Origin of the sequence: Azorhizobium sp. AG788, assembly GCF_004364705.1 — a bacterium.
Lineage (GTDB): Bacteria > Pseudomonadota > Alphaproteobacteria > Rhizobiales > Xanthobacteraceae > Azorhizobium > Azorhizobium caulinodans.
Genome location: NZ_SOBM01000003.1, coordinates 129,186 through 144,146, shown reverse-complemented (window position 1 = coordinate 144,146; position 14,961 = coordinate 129,186). Strand labels below are relative to the sequence as shown.

The 14,961-nt window shown below is 68.1% G+C and carries 15 protein-coding genes; 5 read left to right on the top strand and 10 right to left on the bottom strand.

The window, feature by feature from the left end; translation table 11 throughout:
- Positions 1 to 31: 31 nt before the first annotated feature.
- From DFO45_RS08420 to otsB, 6 genes are all read right to left on the bottom strand, one after another.
- Positions 32 to 769, bottom strand: a complete 738-nt coding sequence (locus DFO45_RS08420; RefSeq protein WP_133864524.1) for an ABC transporter ATP-binding protein — start codon at positions 767 to 769, stop codon at positions 32 to 34.
- A 5-nt stretch (positions 770 to 774) separates the two neighbouring features.
- The gene (locus DFO45_RS08415; protein ID WP_012169010.1) at positions 775 to 1,536 is read right to left on the bottom strand and encodes an ABC transporter ATP-binding protein; all 762 of its coding nucleotides are present in this window, start codon (positions 1,534 to 1,536) and stop codon (positions 775 to 777) included.
- Positions 1,533 to 2,372, bottom strand: coding sequence for a branched-chain amino acid ABC transporter permease (locus tag DFO45_RS08410; protein ID WP_133864523.1), 840 nt, complete (start codon positions 2,370 to 2,372; stop codon positions 1,533 to 1,535). Before DFO45_RS08410 ends, DFO45_RS08415 begins: the two co-directional genes overlap by 4 nt.
- Positions 2,372 to 3,244: a branched-chain amino acid ABC transporter permease gene (locus tag DFO45_RS08405; protein ID WP_043878805.1), complete on the bottom strand. Its 873-nt coding sequence runs from the start codon at positions 3,242 to 3,244 to the stop codon at positions 2,372 to 2,374. Before DFO45_RS08405 ends, DFO45_RS08410 begins: the two co-directional genes overlap by 1 nt.
- Positions 3,245 to 3,720: 476 nt before the next feature.
- The gene (gene otsA, locus DFO45_RS08400; protein WP_133864522.1) at positions 3,721 to 5,196 is read right to left on the bottom strand and encodes an alpha,alpha-trehalose-phosphate synthase (UDP-forming); all 1,476 of its coding nucleotides are present in this window, start codon (positions 5,194 to 5,196) and stop codon (positions 3,721 to 3,723) included.
- A gap of 3 nt (positions 5,197 to 5,199) precedes the next feature.
- On the bottom strand, positions 5,200 to 5,985 hold the full coding sequence (gene otsB, locus DFO45_RS08395) for a trehalose-phosphatase (RefSeq protein WP_133864521.1): 786 nt from the start codon (positions 5,983 to 5,985) through the stop codon (positions 5,200 to 5,202).
- A 236-nt stretch (positions 5,986 to 6,221) separates the two neighbouring features.
- Between otsB and DFO45_RS08390 the strand changes: the two genes are divergently transcribed.
- On the top strand, positions 6,222 to 6,596 hold the full coding sequence (locus DFO45_RS08390; protein ID WP_133864520.1) for a hypothetical protein: 375 nt from the start codon (positions 6,222 to 6,224) through the stop codon (positions 6,594 to 6,596).
- Positions 6,597 to 6,892: 296 nt separating this feature from the next.
- The gene (locus DFO45_RS08385; protein ID WP_012169016.1) at positions 6,893 to 7,162 is read left to right on the top strand and encodes a glycine zipper domain-containing protein; all 270 of its coding nucleotides are present in this window, start codon (positions 6,893 to 6,895) and stop codon (positions 7,160 to 7,162) included.
- Between the two features lie 71 nt (positions 7,163 to 7,233).
- Here the strand turns inward: DFO45_RS08385 and DFO45_RS08380 are convergent, their stop codons facing one another.
- Together DFO45_RS08380 and DFO45_RS08375 are read right to left on the bottom strand one after the other, a co-directional pair.
- Positions 7,234 to 7,719 carry a peroxiredoxin gene (locus DFO45_RS08380; RefSeq protein ID WP_012169017.1) on the bottom strand — a complete coding sequence of 162 codons (486 nt, stop codon included), beginning with the start codon at positions 7,717 to 7,719 and terminating at the stop codon, positions 7,234 to 7,236.
- A 141-nt stretch (positions 7,720 to 7,860) separates the two neighbouring features.
- Positions 7,861 to 8,697 carry a protein-disulfide reductase DsbD domain-containing protein gene (locus DFO45_RS08375; RefSeq protein WP_133864519.1) on the bottom strand — a complete coding sequence of 279 codons (837 nt, stop codon included), beginning with the start codon at positions 8,695 to 8,697 and terminating at the stop codon, positions 7,861 to 7,863.
- A gap of 190 nt (positions 8,698 to 8,887) precedes the next feature.
- Between DFO45_RS08375 and DFO45_RS08370 the strand changes: the two genes are divergently transcribed.
- Positions 8,888 to 9,505 (top strand): YqgE/AlgH family protein, encoded by a 618-nt coding sequence (locus DFO45_RS08370; RefSeq protein WP_012169019.1) that lies wholly within the window; start codon positions 8,888 to 8,890, stop codon positions 9,503 to 9,505.
- Positions 9,506 to 9,529: 24 nt separating this feature from the next.
- Here the strand turns inward: DFO45_RS08370 and DFO45_RS08365 are convergent, their stop codons facing one another.
- Positions 9,530 to 12,427 (bottom strand): EAL domain-containing protein, encoded by a 2,898-nt coding sequence (locus tag DFO45_RS08365; RefSeq protein ID WP_133864518.1) that lies wholly within the window; start codon positions 12,425 to 12,427, stop codon positions 9,530 to 9,532.
- Between the two features lie 212 nt (positions 12,428 to 12,639).
- Positions 12,640 to 13,644 carry an NAD(P)H-quinone oxidoreductase gene (locus DFO45_RS08360; protein ID WP_133864517.1) on the bottom strand — a complete coding sequence of 335 codons (1,005 nt, stop codon included), beginning with the start codon at positions 13,642 to 13,644 and terminating at the stop codon, positions 12,640 to 12,642.
- Between the two features lie 171 nt (positions 13,645 to 13,815).
- On the opposite strand from DFO45_RS08360, the gene DFO45_RS08355 reads away from it, so the two are divergent.
- Positions 13,816 to 14,001 carry a DUF1192 domain-containing protein gene (locus DFO45_RS08355; RefSeq protein WP_133864516.1) on the top strand — a complete coding sequence of 62 codons (186 nt, stop codon included), beginning with the start codon at positions 13,816 to 13,818 and terminating at the stop codon, positions 13,999 to 14,001.
- A gap of 367 nt (positions 14,002 to 14,368) precedes the next feature.
- On the top strand, positions 14,369 to 14,866 hold the full coding sequence (locus DFO45_RS08350) for a DUF1465 family protein (RefSeq protein ID WP_166657076.1): 498 nt from the start codon (positions 14,369 to 14,371) through the stop codon (positions 14,864 to 14,866).
- The last annotated feature ends 95 nt before the right edge of the window (positions 14,867 to 14,961 follow it).

Genomic DNA, 14,961 nt, shown 5'->3' with positions numbered 1-14,961 from the left:
GCTCCTTCTGAAAAGATGATCGTCAGCGCGTTTACGCGTGTTGGGCTTGGGCGTGGCTGCCCTCGCCGAGATAGGCTTCCTGCAGGCGCGGATCGGCGGCGAGCGTCGCGGGATCGCCCGCCATCACCACCCGGCCGAGCTCCAGAACGGTCGCATGATGGGCGCAGGCGAGCGCCTTGCCGGTGTTCTGCTCGACCAGCAGCACCGAAAGGCCGTCGCGGTTCAGTTCGCGGATGAGGTCGAACAGTTTCGAGACGAAGAGGGGCGAGAGGCCCAGCGAGGGCTCGTCGAGCATCATCAGCCGGGGTTTCGCCAGCATGGCGCGGCCGATGGCCAGCATCTGCTGCTCGCCGCCCGAGAGGCAGGAGGCGAGCATGTGCCGCCGCTCCGCCAGATTGGGGAAGCGATCGTAGATGGCGTCCATCTCCGTTCGCACCTTCTGCGTGTCGGCGCGCATGTGGGCGCCCAGCAGCAGGTTTTCCTCCACCGAGAGCGAGATGAGGATGCGCCGGCCTTCCGGCACCAGCACGAGGCCGCCGCCAATGCGGGTGTGCGGCGGCTCGCGCGTCACGTCGCGGCCGGCGAAGGCGATGCCGCCGGCCTTCGGAGGCACGGCGCCGAGGATGGCCCGGAGCAGGGTACTCTTGCCGGCGCCGTTCGCGCCGAGCACGGTGACGATCTGGCCTTCCTCCACCCGCAGGTCCACGCCCCGCAGCGCGTTGACGCGGCCATAGGCGACTTCGAGGCCGGAGACTTCGAGCAGCGCCATGCCCCTCACTCCTCGTCCGTGCCGATATAGGCCTCGCGGACCTTCGGATCCTTGCGCACGTCCGAGAGCCGCCCCTCGGCGATCTTCTCGCCGAAATTGAGCACCACCACATTTTCGCAGATGCTGTCCACGAAGTGCATGTCGTGCTCGACGATGAGCAACGTCAGCCCGCGCGCCGCGAGGGCATTGAGATGATCGCGCAGCGCGTTGGTCTCGCTCGGATTGAGGCCGGCGGCCGGCTCGTCCAGCATCAGCACGTCGGCACCGGCGAGCGTCGCACGCACGAGATCGATGCGCTTGCGCACGCCATAGGGCAGCGCGCCCACGGTCTCGTCCGCATACTGGCCAAGGCCGCTTTCCTCCAGCGCTGCGCGGGCCTCGCGCTTCCAGCGATGGTTGGGAATGATCCGGTAGGGCGTGAGCAGCGCCGCGAGCGAGGAAGCCCGCACATGCTGGCCCACCAGCAGGTTCTCCAGCACGGAGAGGTGCGGCATCAGGCGGATGTTCTGGAACGAGCGCGCGACGCCCGCCCGGATGCGTCGGCGGGAGGGCAGCCGCGTCACGTCTGTGCCGTTCACATGGATGGACCCGCCGTCCACGCCATAGACGCCGCTGACCAGATTGAAGACCGTGGTCTTGCCCGCGCCGTTGGGGCCGATCAGGGCCGTGGCGCGGCCCTTGGGCACGGTGAAGGACAGGTTGCGGATGGCCCGCACCCCGGCGAAGGATTTCTCGAGGCCGGAGAGGACGAGTGCCGGCGTGCTCATGCGGCTGCTCCCGGCTTGCGGCGGAACACGCGGAAGAGCGAAGCGGTCACCAGCCCCTGCGGACGCAGCGCCATGAAGATGATGATGAAGAAGGCGAAGAGCGCATAGCGCCACTGGTCGGAGGCGCGCAGCACTTCCGGCACCAGAGTGAAGAAGATGGCGCCGGCGAGCGGCCCCCACACCGTCTGCACGCCGCCGAACAGCACATAGAGGACGGTGAAGACCGAGAGCAGCACGTTGAAGTGCTGGGCCTCGATGAAGCTGTAATGGTGCGCGTAGAAGGCGCCGCCGAAGCCGGCCACCGCCGCGCCGAGCGCGAAGGCGGAGACCTGGATGCCGCGCACCGAGATGCCCATGAGATCGGCCACCGTGGGATCGCTCTTCACGGCGGTGAGATAGAGGGCATAGCGGGTGCGCGAGAGCAGCAGCATGACGAGCACGACGCCCACCGTGGCGGCGAACACCACGGGCGGAGCGGCATAGGTCGCCACCGGATAGCCGGCGGCGGCGCCCACCACGTCGAGATTGAGGAAGATCGCCGCGATCACCTGGCCGAGCGCGAAGGTGGCCAGCGCCAGATAGATGCCATGGGTGCGCAGCACCGGGATGCCGATGATGAGCCCCACGAGGCCGGCCGCCGCGCTGCCGGCGGGAATGGCGGTCCAGAGCGACCAGCCGAGTTCATTGGTGAGATAGGCCGCCGCATAGGCGCCGATCGCCATGAAGCCGGCGATGCCGAGATTGAGCTGGCCGGCGGCGAGCGGCAGATACACCGCATAGGCCGCCATGATGTTGAAGGACAGGACGACGAGGACGCCGGTGAGATAGCCGCTCATCACAGCTTCTCCCGTGCCGGCGGGCGGCCGAAGAGACCTTGCGGCCGCAGGATCAGGATGGCGAGCAGCAGGCCATATACAGTGATGTTCACCACATCCGCACCGATGAGACTGATGGAAAGCACCTCGGCGAGGCCGATCAGCAGGCCACCGATGACCGCGCCCCAGATGGAGCCCATGCCGCCGATGATCATGGCGGCGACGCCCTTGAAGCCGATGCCCTCTCCCATGAAGGGCGACACCTGCTGGTAATTGACCGCGAACAGCAGTCCGCCGAGCGCAGCCAGCAGCGCGCTGGCCACGAAGAGCTGCGGCACGAGGCTCTGGATGTTGATGCCCATGAGCAGCGCGGTCTCGCGGCTCTCCGCCACCGTGCGGATGCGGCGCCCGGTATTCGTGGTGCGCAGGAACCAGGAGAGCCAGGCCACCAGCGCCAGCGAGATGGCGAGCGACACCATCTGCGCGATGCCGACGACGAGGCCGCCGATGCGCAGGTTCATATCGGGGAACAAGGCAGGGAAGGCCTGCTGGTCCGACCCGTAGCGGATGAGGACGAGGTTCTCCAGCAGCACCAGGAAGCCGAGCGAGGAGACGAGCGGCACTTCCGGATCGCCACCCTGCATGCGGCGGTAGGCGAGGCGCTCCACCAGCAGGGACACGAAGGCGGCGATCAGCAGCGCGCCGCCCGCCGCCACCAAGAAGGGCCAGCCGAGCTTCAGGAAGCCGAAGGCCGCCATGCCGCCCAGCATGAACAGGCCGGGAAGCGAGAAATTGAGAAAGTTCAGGACGCCGATGGCAAGGGTGAAGGCCACTGCCACGAGCATGTAGATGGCACCGAGCATCAGGCCGTTGATGATCTGCTGCGTCAGCATGGACGGCGCGGCCCCTCTCCGCGCGGCGGTCATCGCCGCCGCAGGAATGCAAGTAATTTAGGTAACAAGCAAAGCTAATTGTCGCGTCCGGTCAAGCTGAAATTTCAGGCGGATTTCAGCCTCCGGGACGGGCAGAGCCGTCTCCGGCTTGCGGGCGTTGACGTTAGGGAGGGGGAAGTGGCGCGCTTTTAAGCCCGCGGTCCCAAGAGGGAGCGGGGGACACGCGGCAACGGTCGGTCAGAGGGGGCTGAAGCAGCCGGAGCTGGCGCGCTGGGGCGGGTGGTGATTCCGCGATGTGCGATGGATGCGCTTCAGCGGGCGTCAGGTGTCGGCCCGAAAAGTAGACGAAGCGTGCCTCGCCGTGCGCGCCGCCGCTCGCTGAGCCTGCATCGTCAAGAAGGACGGACGCGGAGCGGCGCCGTCCGCACGACGGCGTCTGCGCTCCGCCATTTCACGTCGAGTACGAGAGGGGTGCGCTACAGATCCTGAGCGCGATGCAGCCCCTGCCAGTCCATCAGGCAGGCAGGGGCCGAGGGTCGTAACCCGTTGGATCGCGCGCTCAATAAAGCGTCGAGCGCCGGCGGGTCGGTGAGGGCATCGAGGAAGTTCTGCGCCCAATGATCGATGGTGTTGGTGTTGAGCACGGTCATCATCCGCGCGTGGCGGTCCCGGCGTTCGGCGAGCGGCATCTCCAGCGCGCGCCGGAGCGCCGAGGCGACGCCTTCCACCTCATGCGGGTTCACCATGAGCGCACCGCCGCCCATCTCGGCCGCCGCCCCGGCAAACTGCGAGAGCAGCAGCACGCCGGGGTCCTCCGGATCCTGCGCGGCCACGAACTCCTTGGCGACGAGGTTCATGCCGTCGCGCAGCGGCGTTACCATGGCCACGTCCGCCGTCCGGTAGAGGCCGGCGAGGGCTGAGCGGGAATAGGTCTTGTTCACATAGCGCAGCGGCGTCCACGAGACGTCGCCGAATTCGCCATTGATCTGCCCCGCCTTGGTGGAGACATAGCGGTCCATCTCCGCATATTCCGGTACGGAGGTCCGGCTCTTGGGCGTGATCTGGACGAAGGTCACGCGCTCGTGCCATTCCGGGGCGGTGCGCAGCAGCGTCTCGAAGGCTTCCAGGCGGTTCGGGATACCCTTGGAATAATCGAGCCTGTCCACCCCCAGCACCATCTTCTTGCCGGTGAGGCTGGCCCGGAAATCCTTCATGAAATTGGTGCGCATGGCGTGGCGGGCGCGGCGTGCGAAGCTCTCCGTCTCTATGGCGACAGGGAAGGCGCCGATGCGCACACGGCGGCCGGCGATCTCATAGGAGGTGCCGTCATTGGCGGGGCGGGCGCCGCGGCCTTCCAGATAGCGGCCGAAATTGTCCCTGTCGCTCTCGGTCTGGAAGCCGACGAGGTCGTAATGCACCAGCGAGCCGACGATCTCGCCATGCCGTGGCAGGGTCTGGATGAGGTCGGGCGGCGGCAGGGGAATGTGCAGGAAGAAGCCGATGCGGTTCTTGTGCCCGCGCTCCCGCAGATACCGGGCCAGCGGCATCATGTGATAGTCGTGGACCCAGATGATGTCGTCTTCCTCGATAATCTTGGAGACGTGCTCGGCGAAGTTCTTGTTGACCCGGATGTAGCCGGACAGGTCCGAGCGCACGAACTCCGCCAGATCCACGCGGTAATGCAGGATCGGCCACAGCACCCGGTTGGCGAAGCCGTTGTAATATTCCTGGTAGTCATCCTCCTTGAGGTCCACCACGGCATATTTCACGCCGTTCCGCATGGAAATCGCGGGCTGGTCGGAGGGCTGCTCGGTGATCTTGCCGCTCCAGCCGAACCAGATGCCCGAGCGCTCCTTGAGCGCCGCATTCACGGCGACGGCCAGTCCGCCGGCGGAGACCTTGCCTGCCTCGGGGACGGCAACGCGATTGGAGACGACGATCAAGCGCGACACGGGTCACTCCTCCGGCTGTTGGGCGACAAGGGTGGCGAGCAGGGCGCGCACGTCCTGCGCTTCGGGCAGCACCAGATCGGCGACGGGAAGGTTGCGGCCGACGGAGACGGCGATGCCGCCCATCTGCGAGACGGCAGCGAAGGCGGCCTCGTCCGTCACGTCGTCGCCGATGAAAACGGGGGTCCGCCCCGCAAAGCCCGGCGCCGCCATGAACTGGCGCACCGCCACGCCCTTGTCGCAGCCGGCGCGTTTCACTTCGAACACGAGCCGGCCCGGCAGCAGGGACAGGCCGGGATAATCGGTGACGATCTGCTCCAGCGCGATCTGGAGGTCGGGGCCGATCTGCGGGGCGAGGCGGTAATGAACCGCGATGCTGCTGCCCTTGTCCTCCATCAGCACGCCGTCGAGATCGCGCGCCAGACGGCTGATGCGCGTTCCGGTCTCCGGCGGCAGCGTGGCGCTCTGCTGGGCAACAGGCGCCTCGGGCGCGAGGCGGATCTCGCCGCCATGGACGCCGGCGGCCGCCAGCTTCAGGGGCGAGAAGAGGGCGTCGAGCCCGGCTACCGTGCGGCCGCTGACCAGGGCGAGCGCACCATCGGCGGCGGTCTTCAGGGTTCCGAGCGTGGTCAGGAGCCCGCTCGGCACGGTCACCGCATCGGGATGGATGGCGATGTCGATCAGCGTTCCGTCCACATCGAGGAAGAAGGCACAGGTGCGCGGGTCAAACAGACGCACCGCATCAGGTCGCGACGGACGGCCTTCTTCCTTCGGTACCGAAGTAACATGCATGAAAGCCTCGTGGGAATAATCCTGTTCGGGTAACGTGACGCCTACGCCAAGGTTCCCCCAAAACTTCTCCGCGCTTTCGCCACAGATGATTGAACGTCATGTCGAGCCGTGTGCTGCGGGGTGATTCAGCCGATGCTGGCGCGCCCGTTTCAACTGAGTCATTTCAAGCTGAGCCGTCGCGGGAACCTCCGCCGTGCCGCCGCGTTTTTCCGGCGAGACACAAGGAGACTTCAGCCATGTTTGGACACGGATCCCACGCCAACGACATCTCCCGCCAGCTTGACGCCCTGAAAGCGGACGTCGTCCGCCTCGGCGAAGCTCTGGCCGAGGCTGCCGAGGATCGCTCCCGCGGCCCGCGCCGGCAGGCGGCCCGCTATGCCGGCCGGATGTTCGACGCCGCCGAGGATCAGGCGAGCTATCTGGCGTCCAATGGCCTGAGCATGGCCCGCGAGGGTGGACGTGTGGCGGCCGAGCATCTCGCGCGCACGGCGCACCGCGCCGAGCGTGTGGTGGCTGAGAACCCCGGGCGTGCGGTGGTTGCCGCTGCGGCGGTCGGCCTCACCGTGGGCGCGCTGCTGTTCGCCTTCTCCGGTTCCGATCGCCGCCGCTGAGGTTTGGGGGACATCATCCGACGGCGTGGCGGTTACGCGCCGTCACAAAACGCACTTGATTGTGAAGTTGATGTCCCACAGCCCGGATGAAGCTTCGGAACGGCCATGCGCGTTGCGGTGTTTCATCCTCCAGCTGACTTATGGTTAGCTCGGGATCGGGTCATGTCACGATGGCGCTTCGCGGCGACCTGCGGGACGGGTATCCGAAGGGAGGTCTGGTCGGCGCATTGCGCGGGCCGATGTGATACGGGCAATGAGCAAGCCGGCCGCGCCGGGAACGCCGAAGGAGTAAAGTCATGAAGGGTGCTGTGATCGTCGTCGCTGCCGCGTTGGCCCTCGCCGGCTGCAGCCAGTATTCGGAATCGGATCGCGCCGTGGGCGGCGGTCTGCTGGGTGCCGGTGCCGGCGCCCTGATCGGTGGCGCGGCCACGGGCAATGCCACGGGCGCGCTCGTCGGCGGCGCTCTGGGTGCGGCGACGGGTGCCGTTGTGGGCGCGGCGACCACGCCGAACGCCTGCTGGGCGCGCGACGCCTACGGCAATGCCTATCAGGTGCGCTGCCCCTGATTCGACAGGGTCACTTCAAGGTTCGAGACGGGGCGCTTCGGCGCCCCGTCGTTTTTGTGAGCCTCGGTGGCTCAGATCTGGGCCAGCAGCGCCTGGGCGGACGAGGCGTCGGCCTTCGAGGGCACGTCCTCGACGTTCAGCACCTTCACCACGCCGTCTTCCACCAGCATGGAATAGCGCTTCGAGCGCAGGCCGAGGCCCACCGCCGACCCGTCGAAGAACAGGTCGAGCGCCTTGGCGAAGTCGCCATTGCCATCGGAGAGGAAGAGCACCTTTCCGTCCGCGCCAGAGGCCTGCTCCCAGGCGCCCATGACGAAGGGGTCGTTCACGGACACCACGGCGATGGTGTCGATGTTCTTGGCCTTGATCTCCTCGGCGCGGGAGACATAGCCCGGCAGGTGGTTCTTGTGGCAGGTGGGCGTGAAGGCGCCGGGCACCGCGAAGAGAACCACGCGCTTGCCCTTGAAGACCTCATCGGTGGTCTTCGGCACCGGGCCATCGGACGTGGACACGCGGAAGGTGACGTTGGGCAGGCTGTCGCCGACCTGAATGGGCATCTCGAACTCCGCTGGTTGGGCGGCCCCTTTGGAGCGTCGCCGATCTGGCGCCGTCCGGCCGTGCGCCGGAGGCGGGCCGGGCTTGGCCGGCGCAGCGGAGAATAGGTCGTTTTGACCGCAAGGAAAGCGCCAATCGGCGGCTCACGCGCCGGGAATCGCGGTCGTGGTTTCAATGGCCTTCGCCCCGTCCACAAGCGTCAGCGTCAGCTTGCTGCCGGGCAGGCGCGCATCGGACGGAACGCCGAGCAGCGGCAGGGTGAAGCGCACTGTCTCGCCGGCGCCCGGCTGGCGTTCGGGAATGGGCAGCGCCCAGGTGTCATCCGGCCCTTCCACCAGGAGCACGGCCTCCGCAGAGGCCCGTGCCGTGATGATGAGGCGGGGCGGGGTCGTCCCGGCGTCCCGTTCCACCTTCAGCACTGCCGGCCCACTGCCGGCACCGAAGGGTGTTGCCACCGGAACCTCCGCCCGCGCTTCCGCGAGCGCGGGAGCTTCGGCCTCGGTACCGGGAAGCGGCACGCTGAGGCGCGCATCCGCCGGGACGCACAGGGACTGGCAGACGGCGAAATCCAGGGCAAGATCGAGTTCGGCCGGGTCGGCCGGGTTCTTCAGGCGCACCACGAGCGGCAGGAGCACGCGGCCCTTGTAGCCGATGGACGATCCGCCGGACCCGTCGGGAAAGACATGGGGTGCCGGCCACAGCACGGTGACGTCCGCGACATTCTTCGAGCCGCTCCAGTCGAATCGGGGCGGCACGCCGCTGTCGCCCGGATAGCGCCAATAGGTCTTCCAGCCCGGCGCCAGCACCATCTCCAGTCCGGCCTGGGCCACCCCATCCTGCGCCGGGCCGGCGATAAGGCGCGTCTGGGCGTTTGGGTCCTGCACCGGCCGGCTCAGCGGCGCGGCCGCCGCCCGCTGCGCCAGCGGCACGGCGGCGGCGAGGGCGGCGGACTGGAGGAGGGCGCGGCGGCTGATCATCATGCCTCTGCGCTATCGCGGAGACCGGCGCATCGTAAAGGCCACGGTGCGCAAATTCCCGTGACGCCAATGCCTGGAGGCGCTGGGAGCGAAGGCGCCGGGCGGCTCCGCGGCCGGGTAACCGCTCCGCACCTTGGTGTGAGCGTGCGCAGGGTCCGTTCCCAAACCCGGCGTTGCGAGTTACGCTGACCCGATGATGGCTGACCGCACGATTTCATCACCCCGCGGTCCGGGCGACTTCCTGGACGGGCAGATGCTCATCGCCATGCCCAGCATGCGCGATGAACGTTTCAACCGTGCGCTGGTTTACATCTGCGCCCATTCCGCCGAAGGCGCCATGGGCATCGTGGTGAACCAGCCGGCAACCCATATCGATTTCGGCGACCTGCTGGTGCAGCTGGACGTGGTGCCGGCCACCAAGCGCATCCAGCTCCCGCCGCGCGCGGAGCTGGTGAAGGTGCTGCGGGGCGGCCCGGTGGAGACCGGGCGCGGCTTCGTGCTGCACTCGTCGGACTTCTTCCTCGAGAATGCGACGCTGCCGATCGACAACGGCATCTGCCTCACCGCTTCCCTCGACATCCTGAAGGCGATCGCGGGCGGGCAGGGGCCGGAGAGCGCGGTGCTGGCGCTCGGCTATGCGGGATGGGCTCCGGGGCAGCTCGAAACGGAGATCCAGGCGAACGGCTGGCTGCACTGCCCGGCCGACCCGGAACTGATCTTCGGCGAGAGCGTGGACGCCAAATACGATCTCGCGCTGCGCAAGCTCGGCGTGCACCCCGGCATGCTGTCCACGGACGCCGGCCACGCCTGAGGGGCGTGACAACGGCCTGAGGGGTCAGGCCCGGCGGCGGGCCTCGGCGGGCGAGGGCTCCAGCAGCGCGCGGCATTCCTCGGCGGTGAGGGGCTCGCCGAACAGCGTGCCCTGACCATATTCGCAGCCGAGCCGGCCGAGTTCGGCCGCTTCCTGCTCCCGCTCCAGCCCTTCCGACATGACCTCGATGCCGAGCTGGTGGGCGAGCTCGATCATGGAGCCGACGATGATCGGCCGCGCCGCCCGCACGGAGCCCTTCACCGTGTTGCGGATGAAGCGGTTGTCGATCTTGATGGCGTCGAACGGCAGGCGGGGCAGATAGGCGAGCGAGGACTGGCCGACGCCGAAATCGTCCATCACCAGGCCGGCGCCGAGATCGCGCATGCGCTGGAGCATCACGGCAGAGTATTCTGGATTCTCCATGGCGAGGGCTTCGGTCACCTCCAGCTTCAGCGAGCCTGGCTCCACCACATTGCGCGCCAGAACCGACTTCAGGTCCTGAATGAGATCGTGCCGCAGCAACTGACGGGAGGAGACGTTGACCGTCATGAACAGCGGCGGGTCGACCTTGAGGATACGCTGCCACTGGCCGAGCTGACGGGCGGCCCGCTCCAGCACGAACAGCCCGAGCTCAAGAATGACGCCGGATTCTTCCGCCACGTGCAGGAAGTCCGCCGCCGCCAGTTCGCCGAGGCTCGGGTGCTTCCAGCGCATGAAGGCCTCGAAGCCGCCGATGGCCCGGTCGTGCAGGCGTACCACCGGCTGGTAGCGCACGGTGATCTCGTCCCGCTCCAGCGCCCGCCGCAGGTCGCTTTCCAGCGACGTGCGGTCGATCTTCTGCTGCCGCATGGCGGGCCGGAACACCTCGATGCGGTCGCCGCCGATGCGCTTGGCGAAGAACATGGCGAGTTCCGCATTCTTCAGCACGTCCTCGCGCTTGCCGGGATCGGCGCTGGAGAGCACGAGGCCGATGGAGGCGGTGATGAAGATCTCCCGCTCCGCAAAAGAAATGGGCGCGCGCAGCGAGCGGCGCAGCGTGTCCGCGAACGTGGTGATGCGTTCGGGATCGCGCTCGGAGAGCAGGATCAGGCCGAACTGGTCGCCGGAGATGCGGGCAAGCGTATCCTGCGGCTTCAGGAGCCGCATCAGGCGACGGGCCACCGTGAGCAGGATGGAATCGCCCACCGCCATGCCCACCGAGACGTTGACCTGCTTGAAGCGGTCGATGTCGATGATCATCACCGTCGGGCGGATGCTCTCGTCGGTCTTGGCGAAGGCGAGTGCCTGATCCAGCCGGTCGAGGAACAGCTCGCGATTGGCAAGGCCGGTGAGATTGTCGCGCACCGCGTCATGCAGCAGACGCTCGGCGGCGATGCGGTCGCCGGTCACGTCTGAGAGCACGCCGATGCAGCGCACCACCTCGCCGTCCGCGCCCACCACGGGCCGGGCGCGCAGGTTGAAGGTGAGATAGTGGCCGTCAATGGCGCGCAGGCGGAAATCCTGGTCGATGCGGCCGCGCCGCTGCTCGATGATGCCGTCCAGCGTCGCGCGGAAGCGGTCGCGGTCGCCGGGGTGCAGAACCTCCAGCCAGCCGGCGGCTTCCGTCTCCAGCGAGTGGCGCTTGAGGCCGAGGGCCTCTTCCGCCTCGGGCGAGACATAGATGCGGTCGCTGTCCACGTCCCAGTCCCAGACGATGTAGCCCGAGCCGGCGAGCGCCAGTGCCCGGCGCTCCAGATCGGAGGCGGAGCCCTGCACGGCGCCGACGCCGGCGAAGGCGTGCTGCATCACCGTGAAGCCGATGAGCATGACGATGAGCACGAGGCCGCCCGAGAGCGCCGGGGCCACCAGATCGTTGGTGACGACGCCAGTGACCGTCATGCCGGCCATCACCACCCACACCACCAGCAGCATCCAGGTGGGAATGATGAGCACCGCGCGGTCATAGCCGTGCTGGGAGAGCCAGATCACCACCAAGAGGCCGGCGACCGCCACCATGGCAAGCGAGAGGCGGGCGATGCCAGCGGCGACAGGCGCATCCAGCAGCGCCACCGCCACGAGGGCGGCGAGGAAGACCAGCCAGCCGGCGGCCACATGCATGTAGCGCACATGCCAGCGGTTGAGATTGAGATAGGCGAAGAGGAAGACCAGCAGGGTCGCGGTCAGCACCGCCTCGCCGGAAGCCCGCCAGAACTGCTCGGCGATGGGCGAGAGGCCGAACACCTTCGACCAGAAGGAAAAGTCGAGGCCGATATAGCCGAGCACCGCCCAGGCGAGCGCGGCGGCGGCGGGGAACATCACCGAGCCCTTCACCACGAACAGGATGGTCAGGAAGAGGGCGAGCAGGCCGGCGATGCCGATGACGATGCCGTGGTACAGGGTGAAGCTGTTCACCTTGTCCTTGTAGGCGTCCGGCTGCCACAGATAGAGCTGCGGCAGCTTGGGGCCGGCCAGTTCCGCGACGAAGGTGACGGTGGTGCCGGGATCGAGCGTCACAAGGAAGACGTCGGCATCCGGCGCGTTCTGCCGCTCGGGCTTGAAGCCCTGGCTCGGGGTCAGGGACAGGACGCGGCGGTTGCCGAGGTCGGGCCAGAACAGGCCGGAGCCCACCATGCGGTAGAAGGGCGCGACGATGAGCCGGTCCACCTGCTCGTCGGTGTTGTTCGAGAGCGCGAAGGCAACCCAGTTGGCGTTCGGCTGGCCGTCGCTGGAGCGCACCTCGATGCGGCGCACGATGCCGTCCGTGCCCGGCGCGGTGGAAATCTGGACGCGCTCATTGTCCGTGTGCAGGCGCTCCACCGCCGGCAGCAGGTCCGTCACCTTGGCGTCGAGGCGCACGGCGACGGCATCCACGGCAAAGGCCGAGGGAGCCGCCAGCGACAGGGCGCCCAGCAGGACCAGGCAGAAGGCAAGAAAGGAACGCAACAGCTAGCCTCCGTCCCCGGCCGGCGCCGGGACGAACCGCGATCAGGGGAACACCGCCGGCCGGGACAGGCCCCGCCAGCCGGCGCGTGCTCTAGCCGCAGCGTGCGGCCGGAGCAAGGCATCCGCCGCTGACATCATAAGGCTTCGCGCCCGCCCTGCCAGCGGCTTTCCACATGACCAAGCGGCACTTCGGCCAGCCGGGGGCGGTTCGTTCACCCGATCGTGAGAACGATCTTGCCGATGTGGGTGCTGCCTTCCATGTGCGCGTGGGCGGCAGCCGCCTCCTTCAGCGGGAAGGTGGCATCGATCAGCGGCTTCACGCTGCCCTTGGCGATGAGCGGCCACACCTTCTCTTCCAGCGCCTGTGCGATGAGGGCCTTGTCGGCCACGGGGCGGGAACGCAGGGTCGAGCCGGTGTGGGTGAGGCGCTTCAGCATGACGCGCATGAAGTCCACCTGGGCCTTCGAGCCCTTCTGGAAGGCGATCTGCACGATGCGCCCATCCACCGCCGCGGCCTCGTAATTGCGGGCGATATAATCGCCGGCCACCATGTCGAGGATCACGTCGGCGCCCTTGCCGCCGGTGGCGCTCTTCACCTCGGCCACGAAGTCCTGGGTGTTGTAGTCGATGGCGAGATCCGCGCCGAGCTTGCGGGCCGCCTCGCACTTCTCCGGCGAGCCCACGGTGACGAACACCTTCGAACCAAAGGCCTTGGCGAGCTGGATCGCCGTCGTGCCGATGCCGCTGGTGCCGCCATGGACGAGGAGCACTTCGCCCGGCTGCAGGCGGCCGCGGTCGAACACGTTGCTCCAGACGGTGAAGAAGGTTTCCGGCAGGGCCGCCGCCTCTGTGGCGGACAGGCCGTCCGGAATGGGCAGGGCCGTGAGGGCGGAGGTGGTGCAATATTCTGCATAGCCGCCGCCAGTGACGAGGGCGCACACGCGGTCGCCCACCTTGAAGCGCTGCGTCTCCGGGCCCGTCGCGACCACCGTGCCGGCGATCTCGAGACCGGGAATGTCGGACGCGCCGGCCGGCGGCGGATAGAGGCCCTTCCTCTGCATCACGTCCGGACGATTCACGCCGGCCGCTTCCACCTTCACCAGCAGTTCCCCCTTCACCGGCTGCGGCACCGGACGCTCGCCGGGCACAAGGGCCTCCGGGCCGCCGGGGGTCGGAATGGTGATGGCGGTCATGGTAGCGGGCAGGGGCGTGGTCATGGCGGCTCCTCGAAAGGGGAAGGCGAGGGATGATGCCGTGCGCCTGAGGCGCCTTCCGCGCTGGCGCGCGGCGGCTGGCCGGTGGATGTCGGCCTTCGGCGCTCTGGTAACCCATCCGGCCTCGGGTGAAAATGCCGGAGCACCGGATCGCCGGCCCACAGGAGATTTCACATGGATGACGACCGCCCCGCGCCGCCGCCTTCGCCGATCGCGCCGGGCGCGGACGTGAGCCGTCTGTCCGAGCACGAGATCGAGGCCCACATTGAATTGCTGAAGCAGGAGATCGTCCGGCTGGAGGCGGCGCTGGTGGCCAAGCGCGCGTCGCGCAGTGCCGCCGACGCGGTGTTCAAGCTGTAGCGGAGCCTGCGGCAGGCGCTCCGCTTGGCTTGCGGTCTCGCGCTTGGCCATGCTTTCCTGAAGGCAAGGCGCAGGTCGGGACTGCGACGTCCGGTTGTGCCCGCCGTCGGTTGGCGCGCCCGGCGTTCGGGCCGCCTGCGGCGGCAATGGGGCAAGGCTCGGAGTTTCCTGCCCGATTCGTGCCGTCTTGCTGTGGCTGGATTTCTCCAGCAGGCGTGCGTCTGCCACGCCAGGTTGCGGTCATCGTCCGGGAACGCCAGCGCTCGCGCGCTTTGTCCGGGCTTGCGGCGGCCCGGCGGAAAGCCCATGTCGGTGGGTGCGGGGGAAGAGCGTAGCGGCGGCAGTCGTCCGCCGGATGGGAGTTTGTATGACTGCCTCCGCCGAACCTGGGTCCGGGCCATTCGCTGCCCTGTACAGCGACGGTCTCGACCTTGCGGCGCGTCTCAGTGCCTATCTGAGCGGGCCGGGTCGCACCTATTCGGAAGAACTGCCGCTGGCGTCCCGCCTTGCCTATCACGACGAGGCGCGGGAACTCACCACGCTGCTGCTACAACTGGCGGCCTGGCTGCTGATGGAGCGTGCGGTGGCGGAAGGCGAGATGACCTTCGACCACGCCTATCACGAAGCGGAAACCCTCGAACTGCGCCCCCGGCGCAGCGCTGTCGGCTCCGGCCTGCCGGACGGCCTCAAGGCGCTGCGCGCCGAGGCGGAGCTTCTACGCCTGCGCGTCGTGGCGCGGGCCGAGCATATCCTTGAGCGCGGCGAGCGCCCGCCGGAGCAGCAGAGCGCCGTCCCTGCGCCGCGCTCGGGCACGCCCCGCCTGCGGATCGTCTCCAATTCCGACGACGCCTCGCCTCCCGCGTAACGGGAGGGCTTCCGCTTTCCGCCGTCATTCCCGTGTGTCGTGATCCGGCCGGCCGGGTGCGACCAAATCGCCCTGCGACCCGGCTCGGGCAGGCC

Bases quoted from the DNA above. Each gene is read 5' to 3' on its own strand.
- DFO45_RS08420 (WP_133864524.1), bottom strand. From the start codon at position 769: ATGGCGCTGCTCGAAGTCTCCGGCCTCGAAGTCGCCTATGGCCGCGTC.
- DFO45_RS08415 (WP_012169010.1), bottom strand. From the start codon at position 1,536: ATGAGCACGCCGGCACTCGTCCTCTCCGGCCTCGAGAAATCCTTCGCC.
- DFO45_RS08410 (WP_133864523.1), bottom strand. From the start codon at position 2,372: ATGAGCGGCTATCTCACCGGCGTCCTCGTCGTCCTGTCCTTCAACATC.
- DFO45_RS08405 (WP_043878805.1), bottom strand. From the start codon at position 3,244: ATGCTGACGCAGCAGATCATCAACGGCCTGATGCTCGGTGCCATCTAC.
- otsB (WP_133864521.1), bottom strand. From the start codon at position 5,985: ATGCATGTTACTTCGGTACCGAAGGAAGAAGGCCGTCCGTCGCGACCT.
- DFO45_RS08390 (WP_133864520.1), top strand. From the start codon at position 6,222: ATGTTTGGACACGGATCCCACGCCAACGACATCTCCCGCCAGCTTGAC.
- DFO45_RS08385 (WP_012169016.1), top strand. From the start codon at position 6,893: ATGAAGGGTGCTGTGATCGTCGTCGCTGCCGCGTTGGCCCTCGCCGGC.
- DFO45_RS08380 (WP_012169017.1), bottom strand. From the start codon at position 7,719: ATGCCCATTCAGGTCGGCGACAGCCTGCCCAACGTCACCTTCCGCGTG.
- DFO45_RS08375 (WP_133864519.1), bottom strand. From the start codon at position 8,697: ATGATGATCAGCCGCCGCGCCCTCCTCCAGTCCGCCGCCCTCGCCGCC.
- DFO45_RS08370 (WP_012169019.1), top strand. From the start codon at position 8,888: ATGATGGCTGACCGCACGATTTCATCACCCCGCGGTCCGGGCGACTTC.
- DFO45_RS08360 (WP_133864517.1), bottom strand. From the start codon at position 13,644: ATGACCACGCCCCTGCCCGCTACCATGACCGCCATCACCATTCCGACC.
- DFO45_RS08355 (WP_133864516.1), top strand. From the start codon at position 13,816: ATGGATGACGACCGCCCCGCGCCGCCGCCTTCGCCGATCGCGCCGGGC.
- DFO45_RS08350 (WP_166657076.1), top strand. From the start codon at position 14,369: ATGACTGCCTCCGCCGAACCTGGGTCCGGGCCATTCGCTGCCCTGTAC.